Annotated in this window: 13 protein-coding genes; 8 read left to right on the top strand and 5 right to left on the bottom strand. The window is 44.7% G+C overall.

Annotated features, from left to right (window positions below):
• Together A3739_RS26240 and metF are read left to right on the top strand one after the other, a co-directional pair.
• On the top strand, positions 1 to 292 hold a 292-nt coding region (locus tag A3739_RS26240), incomplete at its 5' end, for an adenosylhomocysteinase (RefSeq protein ID WP_197472598.1).
• An 87-nt stretch (positions 293 to 379) separates the two neighbouring features.
• Complete coding sequence (gene metF, locus A3739_RS26235; protein ID WP_068480094.1) at positions 380 to 1,252, top strand: methylenetetrahydrofolate reductase [NAD(P)H]; 873 nt, start codon at positions 380 to 382, stop codon at positions 1,250 to 1,252.
• Positions 1,253 to 1,317: 65 nt separating this feature from the next.
• Here metF and A3739_RS26230 read toward each other — a convergent pair whose 3' ends face one another.
• Entirely contained in the window at positions 1,318 to 2,277 is a 960-nt protein-coding gene (locus A3739_RS26230) for a hypothetical protein (protein ID WP_068503333.1), read from the bottom strand.
• 158 nt (positions 2,278 to 2,435) lie between these two features.
• On the opposite strand from A3739_RS26230, the gene A3739_RS26225 reads away from it, so the two are divergent.
• The 5 genes from A3739_RS26225 (at position 2,436) to A3739_RS26205 (ending at position 9,768) form a co-directional block, all read left to right on the top strand.
• On the top strand, positions 2,436 to 3,317 hold the full coding sequence (locus tag A3739_RS26225) for a LysR family transcriptional regulator (RefSeq protein WP_068503330.1): 882 nt from the start codon (positions 2,436 to 2,438) through the stop codon (positions 3,315 to 3,317).
• A gap of 118 nt (positions 3,318 to 3,435) precedes the next feature.
• Positions 3,436 to 4,173 (top strand): 16S rRNA (uracil(1498)-N(3))-methyltransferase, encoded by a 738-nt coding sequence (locus A3739_RS26220; RefSeq protein ID WP_068480085.1) that lies wholly within the window; start codon positions 3,436 to 3,438, stop codon positions 4,171 to 4,173.
• Between the two features lie 180 nt (positions 4,174 to 4,353).
• Positions 4,354 to 5,598, top strand: coding sequence for an efflux RND transporter periplasmic adaptor subunit (locus tag A3739_RS26215; protein ID WP_068503327.1), 1,245 nt, complete (start codon positions 4,354 to 4,356; stop codon positions 5,596 to 5,598).
• Positions 5,598 to 8,759 (top strand): efflux RND transporter permease subunit, encoded by a 3,162-nt coding sequence (locus A3739_RS26210; RefSeq protein ID WP_068503324.1) that lies wholly within the window; start codon positions 5,598 to 5,600, stop codon positions 8,757 to 8,759. Before A3739_RS26215 ends, A3739_RS26210 begins: the two co-directional genes overlap by 1 nt.
• A 130-nt stretch (positions 8,760 to 8,889) precedes the next feature.
• Complete coding sequence (locus A3739_RS26205) at positions 8,890 to 9,768, top strand: hypothetical protein (protein WP_068480078.1); 879 nt, start codon at positions 8,890 to 8,892, stop codon at positions 9,766 to 9,768.
• Between the two features lie 34 nt (positions 9,769 to 9,802).
• Here the strand turns inward: A3739_RS26205 and rimO are convergent, their stop codons facing one another.
• The gene (rimO, locus tag A3739_RS26200; RefSeq protein WP_068480075.1) at positions 9,803 to 11,167 is read right to left on the bottom strand and encodes a 30S ribosomal protein S12 methylthiotransferase RimO; all 1,365 of its coding nucleotides are present in this window, start codon (positions 11,165 to 11,167) and stop codon (positions 9,803 to 9,805) included.
• A 420-nt stretch (positions 11,168 to 11,587) separates the two neighbouring features.
• Between rimO and A3739_RS26195 the strand changes: the two genes are divergently transcribed.
• Positions 11,588 to 12,037 (top strand): hypothetical protein, encoded by a 450-nt coding sequence (locus A3739_RS26195; protein ID WP_068480071.1) that lies wholly within the window; start codon positions 11,588 to 11,590, stop codon positions 12,035 to 12,037.
• Positions 12,038 to 12,074: 37 nt separating this feature from the next.
• Here A3739_RS26195 and A3739_RS26190 read toward each other — a convergent pair whose 3' ends face one another.
• The 3 genes from A3739_RS26190 to A3739_RS26180 all read right to left on the bottom strand — a co-directional run.
• The gene (locus A3739_RS26190; RefSeq protein ID WP_068475079.1) at positions 12,075 to 12,500 is read right to left on the bottom strand and encodes a DUF2802 domain-containing protein; all 426 of its coding nucleotides are present in this window, start codon (positions 12,498 to 12,500) and stop codon (positions 12,075 to 12,077) included.
• Positions 12,501 to 12,515: 15 nt separating this feature from the next.
• Complete coding sequence (locus tag A3739_RS26185) at positions 12,516 to 13,004, bottom strand: chemotaxis protein CheW (RefSeq protein WP_068475076.1); 489 nt, start codon at positions 13,002 to 13,004, stop codon at positions 12,516 to 12,518.
• 112 nt (positions 13,005 to 13,116) lie between these two features.
• Positions 13,117 to 13,663, bottom strand: a 547-nt coding sequence (locus A3739_RS26180) for a chemotaxis protein CheW (RefSeq protein ID WP_197472597.1), incomplete at its 5' end; no start/stop codon positions are given.

Genomic DNA, 13,663 nt, shown 5'->3' with positions numbered 1-13,663 from the left:
GGTTAACCTAGGCAACGCAACGGGTCACCCTAGCCGTATCATGGATGGTTCTTTCGCGAACCAAGTCTTGGCACAAATCTATCTTTGGGAAGCTAAGTTTGCAGACCTTCCAGAAGCTGAGAAAGCACAAAACGTTTACGTTAAAGTACTTCCTAAGAAGCTTGATGAAGAAGTTGCAAAAGACATGGTTGAAGGTTTCGGCGGTGTATTGACGCAATTGACCCAAGAGCAAGCGGATTACATCAACGTTCCTGTTGACGGCCCATACAAGCCGGAGTCTTACAAGTATTAAGTCTGACGTTTTACGTTAGATTAAAATAGAAAATTGGGGTCTGGGTATTTTTACTCTGCCCCCATTTAACTCCATTTGAGAAACATTATGGAAACCCAAAAACAATTTAAGCGCCGATTTAGCTTTGAATTCTTTCCGCCAAAAACGGAAGAAGGTAAAGCAAAGCTGCAGGTCGTTCGTGACGAACTAGCGCGCCGTAAACCTGATTTCTTTTCAGTGACATACGGTGCAGGCGGTTCAACACAAGAGCGTACCATCGATGCGGTGCTTAACTTCCAAGATCAAGGCATTTCAACTGCGCCTCACCTCTCTTGTGTAGGTTCGAGCACACAAGAAATTGCGAGCTTGCTTGATTTATACAAAGAGCGTGGCGTTAATCGAATTGTTGCCCTTCGTGGCGATCTGCCATCAGGTATGGGCGGTTCTGCAGGCGAATTGAAATACGCAAACGAACTTGTTGAATTTATTCGTGAACACAGTGGAAATCACTTTAACATCGAAGTTGCTGCTTACCCTGAGTTCCATCCTCAAGCTCCAAGTGCAGAAGAAGACTTAATCAACTTTAAGCGTAAGGTTGATGCCGGTGCGAATAGTGCGATTACACAATACTTTTATAACGTCGATTCGTACTTCTACTTTATCGATCGTGTTGAAGCGATGGGCGTCAATATTCCAGTCGTCCCTGGCATTATGCCTATCACGAACTACACGAACTTGGTTCGTTTTAGTGATATGTGTGGCGCAGAGATTCCTCGTTGGATCCGCAAGCAACTTGAAGCGTATGGTGATGATAAAGCCAGTATCCTTAAATTTGGCGAAGAGGTTGTCACACGTATGTGCGAACAACTCATCGATGCAGGTGCACCAGGCATTCATTTCTACAGCATGAACCAAGCTGAACCTTCTCTGAAGATCTGGGATAACCTAGGCTTGAGCGATAAGGAAAAAATCAAGTTTTAAGGTTTAATCAGCGATAAAACTTTCTATTCAAAAAGAGCGCACCAGCGCTCTTTTTTTATGCGCAGCTAAACAAAGTAAAGTGGCGTCGCGTAGAGGCCATTGGGGCGAAACGCCGATCTTAATATTTCTCGGGGAGCGCAATGCGTCATCCTCATTAGATAACTCATCACAGGCAACAGCTTTATATTACGTGTAAATTTTGCATCAACTTGCAGGCTATCAAAACTCTCTAAAGTTTCCGGTAATTGCGGAGGAGGTAATTTCTCCCAGCCTGCTTGGTTCAATGCGTAAAGCTGGAACAGTAACTGTTCCCATAAACCAGCCTCGCGTTCAACGTCCTTATAGTCGACACACAATTCGCCACGCATTGCTTCTAAAAGGTTTCCATAGATCACCTTGGTAGAAATCTTTTGCATCGCTTTGTGAAACTGCGATCTTTTTAAATAGAGAGCACGAGCGTTGACTAAGACTAGGGTGCTATGTGGAGCATATCGATAAAAAGACTTGCTGTAGCACAGTGGGTTAAATGCTGTACAAAACAACGATTTTGAATGCGGCGCTTTTGTTCGGTCGTTTTGAAGTTTACCAATCACAGGGTTAGCAATACCCTCCTCTTGATTCGATGAAATATAGTTTTTGAGTTTTAAGAACATCGATGCTGCTTGTCTTTTGCCTCCGTTCGCTTGCAAGTGATAAGCCATCGATAAGCACCAAAATGCCTTAGTTGCATAATCTCTTGCATCATCGTGATTAGACCAATCATGAGCAGGTATTAAGATCAAACGTTCAATTGGTTTTCCCTCAACTGTTTTAGAATAAAACTCGCGTAAAATTCCAGCGAGGTATGCAGCGCCTTGCCTATCAAAGGTCAACGAACTGGGGAGCTGATAGTAACTTGCTTCACCCGGAGCATAAGGGCAAACAGTTTCTTTGTTTGCAATCCAATGTCTCAGTGCATGTTCTTTTCTCTCAGCATTCGAGGTTTCTTTGTTATCACTTTTTATGTGTTGAGAGTTTAATTCCATGTCTACTCGACCTTTGTGTGACCTAGCACATTATCAATTTTTTGTTATCACTAAATTCCTATCAGGAATTTAGTATGAGAATGATTCATTGATGAATACAGCGAATTTTTGACACAACACTTGTGAATAAAATTCTGCAATATACAAAGGGACGAGGAATGAACAATTACGAAGCATTCGATGCGGTCGTCACGCACGGCAGCTTTACTAAAGCCGCTAAACAACTGCATCGATCTCCTTCAGCCATCAGCAAACTCATTGCCCAGTTAGAAGAACAACTCGGTATCCAGTTATTTGACCGCACAACTCGATGTTTAAACCTCACTGAAGCGGGAAAGCTTTACTCGGAAAGATGCAAAGAGATTGTGCAAAAGATGGATGAGGCTGAAACCGAACTGCGCGAATTTTCTGGTGAGGCTGTCGGCAAGATCCGTATTACATTCCCGAATGCCTTGTCCTCTTCCCCTATTATTCCTGTTCTAAGTGAATTCACTGCTCGCTATCCCAAAGTGAGCTTTGACTCAAATGCCTCTATTGAAAAAAAGAACCTGACTGAGGACGACTACGACTTTGCTTTTCGTCTAGGGACGCTCGAAGACTCAGGCATGATTGGCATCAAGCTTTTTGATATAGAACCAGCCTTCGCCGCCAGTCAAGCTTTAGTCGAGCAATACGGAAAGCCCAAACATATCTCTGACTTGACCAATTACCCTCTGCTCATTCCGAACAACATTCCAATCAAAAAGCTTCTAACACACGAGGACAGCCCTATTCCTCATCCAACAAATTTAGTACATACCGGTGTTGATATAGCGACATTTTTGAACCTTGCCTCATCTGGCTTCGCAGCCAGTTTTTGCTTTCAACATATGCTAAAGCCGTTCATCGAAAAAGGCTCTCTCATAGATATCACGCCTCCTGATGTCGCAAGCAAAATCCCTGTGTATCTGATCTACAAAAACTATCAATACATGCCGGTGAAACACAGATGCTTTATCGATCTATTCAAATCAGCGTTTATCGATTCACCATCATATTAAACACGTAATTTGGTGTCATGAATTTCGCTAGAAAGTAGGCAGTGGTGTGCAGCATGAATTACACTACGCATCTTTCTAATGTCTGGTCGCCAGATTGAAGCGCACGAAAAGGCCCGCTATGCGAATCCCCAATATTTATGTCTCTACCAATCTAGATGATAACGCGTCGATCACACTTGATGATCAAGCTGCTCAGCACATCATAAAAGTATTGCGTATGAAGAAAGGCTTTGCGCTGCAACTATTCAATGGAGACGGCTATTACTACCCTGCGACGATCGCAACAATTGATCGACGTAATGTCACGGTACAAACCAAAGATAGAATCTTCTGCGAGTCAGAATCAAACCTTCATACACATTTAGCTATTGTCATGTCTCGTGGCGATCGAATGGATTACGCTATTCAGAAAGCATGTGAGTTGGGCGTCAATCAAATCACGCCATTAACAAGCGAACGCTGCGAGGTCCGCCTTGATAACCAACAAGAAGACAAGCGCATTAAGCGTTGGCAACAAATAGCTATTAGTGCGTGCGAGCAATGTGGTCGTGCAACGGTGCCGTCGATCGCACAAGTAGAGATCTTAGATCACTTCGTAAACGCGAATGCAACAAACAAAGTGATAAAGCTAGTATTGCATCATCGTGACACTCAAGACTTGGCAACAGTAAGTCCATCACCTGAGCGCGTCATCATATTGATTGGCCCCGAGGGTGGACTTACGAGCGATGAAATAAACCACGCGACACAGAATAACTTTATTGCCTGCACGCTTGGTCCTCGCGTATTGCGAACAGAGACCGCGCCGGTAACTATTTTGTCTGTGTTGCAATGGTTGTGGGGTGATTTCAATTAAGCGTATAGCTGCGTTTAAAAATTACTACTGATATTAAAGTGATGGATTCACGATTACACTCTTAACAAGATCTGCCATAAAATCCAGACATTCACAGACTTCGTAGACTCACGTATCCATGCATTTCTACCGTATACTCATTCAATACTTAATGCCTTTCTTATCTAATAGGACTAATCAATGCCTAAATCATTTCTTGGCAAATGGACTCGCCCCGTTCTCATATTTCTCGTAGCAGTAGGTGTTATAGCGCTCCTCTTAGCGACTAAGCCCGAAGCACCAACACGTCCAAGTCTTGAGAAGGTATGGCAAGTGAGTGTGGCAAGTGTTGAGAAGATGACTGCGCAGCCGGAGTTTGAACTTTACGCACGCTCGGAGTCACCGCACCACGCTAACCTTAGTACAACACTCTCATCAGATGTCATTGCCTTACCCGCCTTAATCGGCGAAAAGGTAAAACAAGGCGACGTAATTGTTCAGCTTGACGATACCGACGCACGTATTGCGAGTACTCAAGCCCTTGCAGATGTTCAAGAATTGAAGGCGCGTATCAAATCAGAACATAACAGACACAAAGCCGATCAACGCGCGCTTCAAAGCGAACAAAGAATGTATGAGATCGCGAAGGATGCATTGGTTCGACAGCAGAAGCTAAACGCATCGCAATTAGTCGCAATTGAGCGCAAACAACTCGCCGAATCGAACGTCGCGCAATCTGAATTAGCAGTCACCAATCGCGAACAGAGCATTCAAGACCACGAGCCACGTTTAGCGCAACTTCAAGCTCAACTTAAAAGAGCAGAAGCTAGACTTGAGTTGGCACAACGCGACTTAGGCAAAACAAAGATCACAGCTCCCTTTGACGGTAGCATCACCTCGGTAAATGTATCACCAGGCGAGCGTGTACAAGCAGGTGCAACCATTGCCACTATATTTGATACAGCAAAGGTCGAATACAAAGCTCAAATCCCGAACAGCGTTTTAGCTTCAGTTAGCACGGCAATAGCAATTGGAGAAAAAGTGCATGCCGTTGTCAAAAACAAAAACTTCGTATTGGATCGTTTGTCAGACTCAGCCAATCTAAGCCATGGCGGCCATGATGCGTGGTTCTCAGCCGAGGATTCATCCCAGATCCCGCTTAATCAGAGCGTTAAGCTAGTCATGAAGTTACCAGAGCAACAAGACGTCATAGCCCTCCCTATCTCATCAATTTATAGCACTAACCTCGTATTTAAAGTGGTCAATGACCGACTTGAATCACTGAACGTGGACATCATTGGTAACTTGTATAGCGATACACAAAGAGACCGAATTTTAGTACGCAGCAACCAACTGGAGGATGGCGACAGAATCATTACCACCCAGCTACCCAAAGCCATCAATGGCTTGAAAGTTTCTATTCAAGGCGCGGAGGTGGTTAAGTAATGGCGCTCGACACAGGGAAACACAAGCACGATTTAATCGGACGGTTCGCGCAGCACCGTGTTGCCGCTAACTTGTTGATGCTGATACTGCTGATCGCAGGAGCGGTATCTCTGCTCAAACTCAACACACAATTTCTCCCCTCATTTCAGCCCGATTATATTACAGTGCGTGTCATTTGGCCGGGAGCCAGTGCTGAAGACGTTGCTAAGTCCATTGTTACGCCCTTAGAACAGGAATTACGCGATCTTGATTACGTGAAAGAGATGAAGTCGACCTCGTATCAAGCAAGCGCTGTGATCAGCCTTGAATACGATGAAGGCACAGACATGGGACTTGCCCTCGATCAGGTAAAGGAACAGGTATCCTTGGTCCGGAATCTCCCGTCTGATGCGGAAGAACCCGAAATATCTAAAGTGGTGATCAATGAAGATGTCGCTACCCTAATACTATCGGCAGACGCCTCTCGCGATGAGCTTCGCCCGCTCGCTTACGACTTCGAACGTGAGCTAATTGCACGTGGTATCTCAAAGGTTGAACTTATTGGACTTCCCGCGCAAGAAATTGCAATCACGGTATCCACTCAGGACATTAACAGAATCGGAGAATCTATTCCTTCTCTCGGCAGGTCAATCACGAGCGCTAGCCAAGATATTCCTGCTGGCACCTCGGCAAAGGATGAAGTCGCACGAGAGCTGCGCAGCATTGAACAACGTCGCGACCAAGAAAGCTTTAAGGATCTTGTCGTGCTCACAGCTAAAAACGGTGAACGATTGCGGCTTGGCGAATTTGCGGAAGTAGAACGCCGCAACAAAGAAAAACAGGTCGAGGTATTTTACAAGCACCGCCCCGCCGTATTGATGAGAATATTGCGAACGCCCTCCTCTGACACACTTCAAGCCGCAGAGACCTTTAATACTTGGCTTAAAGAAACCAGTGAAAGCTTGCCTCCAACGGTGTACTTAGATTCATACAACGAAGCATATGTATTAATCGAAGACCGTATCAACCTACTTGTGAAGAACGGCATCGGTGGATTGATTCTCGTCGTCGCAATTTTATTTATCTTTTTAAATGGTCGCGTCGCGTTTTGGGTCACGATTGGTATACCTGTTTCATTCGCAGGAACGCTTGCTGTTATGTACGCAATGGGTGGTACCATCAATATGGTCAGCATGTTTGCGCTTATTATGGCCCTTGGGATTATTGTCGACGACGCCATTGTTGTTGGTGAAGACGCCCTAACTCACTTTCAAAAAGGTGAAGGTGCCTTGCAAGCTGCCGAAGGCGGTGCCAGACGTATGTTTGTCCCTGTTATGTCGTCGTCGCTAACCACTATTTCTGCATTTCTGCCTTTGATTATCATTAGCGGCATTATTGGTAATATTTTATTCGCCATTCCCTTGGTCATTATCTGCGTAATCATCGCATCACTCATTGAGTGCTTCTTAATTATGCCGGGGCACCTGAATCACAGCTTGAAAAAAATGGGGCACAACGCCAAAGAAAGTCGTTTTCGAGTGGCGGTTGATTCTAAGTTTAATGCCTTCCGAGACGGAACGTTTAGACAGCTCGCGACGAAAGCAATACAAAACCGGGGCACGACCTTAATGCTCGCAGTCTCTGTTTTTCTTATATCTATTACGCTCATCATATCGGGGCGTATCCAGTTTGAATTCTTCCCTCAACCTGAAAACCACGTGCTACTAGGCAATGCAAAATTTGCCGCAGGCACGCCGCCTGAGGAAGTACGCTCATTTGCTCGCAACCTAGAGGACGCATTGTGGCGTGCGAACGATCAACTGAAAGAGAAATACAACCGCGAAGATGACCTGATTGTCCATGCTGTATTGCGTGTTAACCAAGCGACCTTTGATGGAGGGCAAAGTTACCAGCAAGGAGAGCAATATGCCTCGCTACATGTTGAAACGGTCACGCCAGACTCGCGAGAAGTGCGCAACCCTGAACTAATTTCCGCGTGGAAAGATGCATTACAAATGCCTGATGGCGTTGAGCAACTTAGCATTACTAGTCCTCGCGGTGGTCCTCCTGGCAAAGACATCGATATATTCTTAACAGGCCAAAGCAGCGATATATTAAAAGCAGCGAGCGAAGAGCTTCAGGATGCATTAAAGGGCTATGTTGGCGTGAATGATATTCAAGATGACATCCCTTACGGCAAATCGCAATTTATATACGAACTTACCACGCAAGGTGAATCTCTTGGTTTGAGTGTTTCTGACGTAGGCAATCAACTTCGAGCGGGATTTGATGGCCAACTTCTTCAGGTGTTCTACGATCAAAATGAAGAAGTAGAAGTACGTATTTTATTACCAGATCAAGAACGCAATACCTCACGCACTTTAAACGGCTTCCCCATCGTCACAGCAATTGGCGACATTGTTCGATTAGACAACGTTGTAAGTTTAAGCTCTCGCAAGGGACTAGAGCTTGTACGACACACTGACGGACGATTTGGCCTGCGTGTAACTGCGGGTGTTGACGCGTCACTGAACAACGCAAATGTCGTGCTAGACGACGTTAGCGAACAATTCCTCCCAGAGCTAGCAGCGCGCTACGGCTTAGATTACGAGCTTAAAGGAAGAGCTGAAGAGCAACGCCAGACAGGCGCTGAAATGATGCTAGGCGCAAGTATAGGCATAACGCTTATTTACATTATTTTGGCGTGGGTTTTCGGTTCGTACTCATGGCCGCTTGCCGTGATTTTGGCCATTCCACTCGGCATTTCAGGTGCAATTTTGGGTCACTGGCTGCTTGGAATTAATCTCACCATGCTTTCGTGGTTTGGTTTCTTTGGCCTTTCAGGGATTGTGATTAATGATGCCATTATCCTCGTCACCTTTTACCGAGAACTACGAGAGCAAGGCCAAGCCATACAAGAAGCAATTATCAATGCCACCTGCTTACGCCTAAGAGCAGTCATGTTGACATCACTAACAACTATTGCGGGCTTGCTACCCTTGTTATTTGAAACATCACTACAAGCACAGTTCTTAATCCCTATGGCGGTCAGTATTTCCTTTGGCCTTGCATACGCAACAGTACTGATTCTATTTGTAATCCCAGCTCTGGTTTCCAAGATAGAGGAAATGCGCGAGAAAAGAGCAGGTAAGAGAAAACAACCGGAATTATCAACGATATAGCCCTTTAAACTCGTCAGAGAGTAGAGATTATATTCGCTCTACTCTCTTTCTGAGTTTCTGAGGTCTTGTATTCTTGACGGCGTAACATCCCTTTCCTATAACCATACTTCGTTTCTTTACGAGGTTCATCATGACCGTTATTGCGCCCACCACTGTCACCTTCTTCCAAAATTCACTAAATGAAAAATCTAAAATACTCGGCGCTATTGACTGGGATGGGAAAGTATTGATTATTTGCGAGCAAAGCCCTTTTCACCCTGTTGATCACATATGGCCTGACCAACCAGCTGATAAAGGCGAAATTGTCATTAACGATCACTGTTATACGCTAGAGGACTGCATTGTCGTCACCCAATCACAAGACGATGAACATTTTGAATTCGGTTCAGAGATTACGGCTAAGCGCTTTGATGAAGGTTGGAATTATCTTGTCGGCCACCTTATATCTACAGACATAACAGCAGATCATTTGATTGGGAAAGCTGCAGAATTAAAGGTAGATGAGAATTATCGAAACGCGCTAAACCTAGGGCATTCTGCTTGCCATCTATCTGCTCTCGCGCTCAATCAAGCGATGGAACTCTATTGGAAACGCGAGGTAACCGAGGACAGCCTCGGGCATCCAGATTTTGATAAGATGGCGATCTCAGATTCAAAGGTCACCGAGTTTAAATCGCGTGACGAATACCGCATTGGAAAATCACTTAAGCGAAAGCAAGGCTTTAAAGCGGCTGAAGCATTAGAACAGCTCGAAAACGTGCAAGCGCTAATAAATCAAACATTAGAAAGCTGGGTCGCGACTGGGGAATCAATCACCATGATTGCCGATGGGAATAAACTGAACGATACCAAGCGCTGGCAATGTCGCCTGAATGACAAACAAGCTGAGATCTTTTGTGGCGGATCGCATGCAGTGTCGCTAAAAGACTATCAAGCCATAACAGTAAAACTACAACTTAGTGACGATCAAGGGACGCTGACGATGTGCACCACAGCAACGCCAGCGTAGTCTAATACCCTAATTAGAAAGTAGATAAAGCGAATTAAACGAGATGCGCCCAAAGGTCGTATTCATCAGCTTCCTCAATTTCGACTTCAACGATCATTCCCACATCTAGGAAGGTAGCGCCATCGATAAAGACTTGTCCGTCGATCTCAGGCGCGTCACCCATCGTACGACCAACTGCGCCTTCGTCGGCAATTTCATCAATGATCACGAACTGCCGTGTTCCAACTTTTCGTTGCAAGCGGCGTGCAGAAATCGCAGCTTGCTTCTCCATAAACCGACGTTTACGGTCCTCTGCGACATTACTCGGAACATGATCTGGCAAATCATTCGCTGGCGCACCTTCAACAGGTGAATAAGTAAAACAACCAACGCGATCTAATTGTGCTTCATCCAAGAATTCGAGTAACTCTTTAAAATCTTCCTCAGTCTCGCCAGGAAAACCGACGATAAATGTACTGCGAATAGTTAAGTCTGGGCAGAGCTCCCGCCATTTTTTAATACGATCCAAAACCTTTTCAGAATGAGCAGGTCGTTTCATTGCTTTGAGTACTTTTTTACTCGCGTGCTGGAACGGAATATCCAAATAAGGAAGGATCTTGCCTTCGGCCATTAACGGAATAATCTTATCAACGTGCGGATATGGATACACATAATGTAATCGCACCCAAACGCCCAACTCACCCAGCGCAACAGCAAGATCTTGCATGCGCGTTTCTAATGGCGAGCCCGCGTTAAAATCAAGCTTGTACTTAACATCAACACCATAAGCACTCGTATCTTGTGAAATAACGAGTAGCTCGCGCGTACCCGCATTAACGAGTTTTTGTGCTTCTTCTAAAACAGAAGAGATTGGTCGGCTTACTAGATCACCTCGCATATGCGGAATGATGCAAAATGCACAACGATGATTACACCCTTCAGATATTTTCAGATAAGAAAAATGCGGTGGCGTTAATTTAACGCCTTGCGAAGGCACCATATCGCTGTAATGTTTTGCATCCTCGATTGGCGGAATATATTCATGAACAGTATTAAGCACAGTCTCATAATCAGCTGGACCACTCACACTCAATACATCAGGGTTTTGTTGCTTGATTAGATCCGCATCGGCACCCTTACCCATGCAGCCCGTAACAATCACTTTACCATTCTCTGACAGCGCTTCGTTAATTGCATCCAGTGATTCCTGCTTTGCCGCGTCGATAAAACCGCAGGTATTCACGACAACAACATCCGCATCTTGATAACTTGGAACGATGTCATAGCCATCTAATTGCAACTGAGTCAGCAATCGTTCTGAGTCCGCGAGGTTTTTCGGGCAACCTAATTGAACCAGACCTACTTTACCAGAGGACGAAACCTTAGCTTTATCATCAGAAGGATTATTAACTTCACTCATACTAACGAAATATCTCAATAAAAGACGGGATTGATGGCGCGGAAGTATAGCGGATCAGCACTTACGTTGCATTCAAGAATCCATCACCAGCACTACCCTAAAAGTAGGGTCGGTAGAGCCAGTTGTTAACGAATGTTACAAAGAAAGGCGAATTTTGTGGGACGCCGCACTATTTATGACCAGCTGGGCTATAAACGGTAGCATTTCTATATCATTTTCTTACATAAACATGGTGGCTAAGCCCTGATATTTATCTAATCTCACAATAACGGTAACGATTTTGCTTAAGAAAACGTGACTTAAGTAGTTTGTAGGTCGTTCACTTGCACAACAAAGCGTCAAATCGCACCAACTAATACTGTGCAAGGTTTACAAACCAAGTGACGAGTAGATGTTGCGAGAGCAACAAGAGAGATTAGCATGAGCAGAAGTTTAATTTATCATACGCAACTGACCAGAAATGGTACGGTTAGCGTTGAATCAGAATCAGGTAGTGTTAACACACAATTAGATGCAGTTTCAAAAAGCGGAATTGTTCTACACTGTGATTATCAAGCACTCGCAAATATTTTCCCTAAAACTCCATCTCTTTCCCCAAAGCAATCAGTAAAACTGGATGTTGATTTTGGCTTGCCAGAAGTCGGCCGAGTAACAACAACGTGTGATGTTGTTTCATTACGACGTCTATCTCGAGACACATTCGAATTACAGATGAACTTTGCGGAGTTAAATGATCGTGCTGTTCGCGCTGTTGAACATTACGTTGAAAGACAATTACGTATTTCTCAGAATGCAAAGGTGACTCAACTGAATACGATCAACCTAGAGACACTTAGCAGCAACGAAGAGAAAGTACGTCACGTAGCTTGAAAGCTTAAGCAGGATCGCTAATCTCCTGCTTTAACTTTTAGATTTTCGTATTAAGAACTGGAACGTCTTCTTTTTCTTGCGCTTGTTTTGTCAATGCAGAAACAAGTTCCGCCTCAGGACGAGAAATACTGCAAGCGCTCATCAATTCTTCAACACTTGCTCCCATCCGTACTAAATGCCCTGCTTCTGAATAACTGACTTTAACGGGATCGTTACGATGTATCTCTTCGACGGATATCTCCAAGCTATCATGCTTATCAACAACACCCTGAATGCGCCTTCCCATACCAAGAGTTGAGTGGCTTAAGGCATTAAATTCTTTAGATAGCGCATCAATTTTTTTGATTAAACGTTTTTCTACCATGGCTTGTTTGCGCAAGGTAATGCCGCACGCAGCTAAAGCAAAGATGGATGAACACGCTAACACTAACATTAGCGGATCAAGGATAATTCCAAACAACATAAGGTTTTCCTGTGGCTATAGCGATGCCATTTCTGCCCATTCTTCTTCAGACAGCATTTTTTCAAATTCAACCAAAATGATCAGCTCGCCATTTTTATTGCAAACACCTTGAATGAACCGTGCACTTTCATCGTTGCCAACGTTCGGCGCTGTTTCAACTTCTGACTGCTTCAAATAAACAACTTCTGCAACCGAATCAACAAGCACACCAACAACCTGACCCTCAAGTTCAAGAACAACAATGCGTGTCTGGTCTGTCACCTCAGCCTCTGGCAACCCAAAACGCGTGCGGGTATCAATGACCGTTACAACGTTACCACGCAAATTGATAATGCCGAGCACGTAATTTGGCGCGCCAGGCACGGGAGCAATCTCTGAGTAACGCAAAACTTCCTGAATTTGCATAACGTTAATGCCGTACGTTTCATCATCTAAACGAAACGTGACATATTGAAGTACCTGATCTTCTAATTGATCAGAGTTATGAGCTGTACTTGAAGACATTGATCGCCTCTTACTAACCGCTTCCGCGGTATTTATTGTTAAGAATTCGCCAAGTTATAAATGGCTCGTCATAGCTTAAATATAGAACATAGCGCACTCTGCGCCACCTTATTCACTCCGAAACATGCAACTTATTTTCATCAAGCAGATCGGCAAAACTATCCACATCTAGCAGAGCACACATTTTGTCTATGACAGTTCCTGCTAACCATGGCCGTTTACTGTTGCAAGTACGCCACTTAACTTGACTCTGTTGCAGCCTGACGGCATGAGAAACAGAGGTACATGCTAATGCCCAGTTAGTATCACCCAGTCGAATCACAAACTCATAATCCTCGATACCTGATGCCTGCATTCGGCTAGGCATAACCCAGCGAGCTGTATCCACAACTTGCAGATTGCCGGCGTTGCTATTAAGCATCCCTAGGTACCAAGAACTTCTACCGACGATCGGCGTAATATCTGAATCGATACGATGAATCGAGCCCAGAGAAACTAAAGGTACTGCGAGCTGAAGACCTTTCACGTCAAACAAAAGCGCTTCGAATTCGGGCAAGTTCTTAAAGGAGTTTTCGCGTACTCGTACTTGAGGCGGCTCTGGCTCTGGCTCTGGCTCTGGCTCTGGCTCTGGCTCTGGCTCTGGCTCTGGCTCTGGCTCT

The sequence above is a fragment of the Oleiphilus sp. HI0067 genome (assembly GCF_001635735.1).
This window is presented reverse-complemented; position numbering and strand designations above follow the sequence as displayed.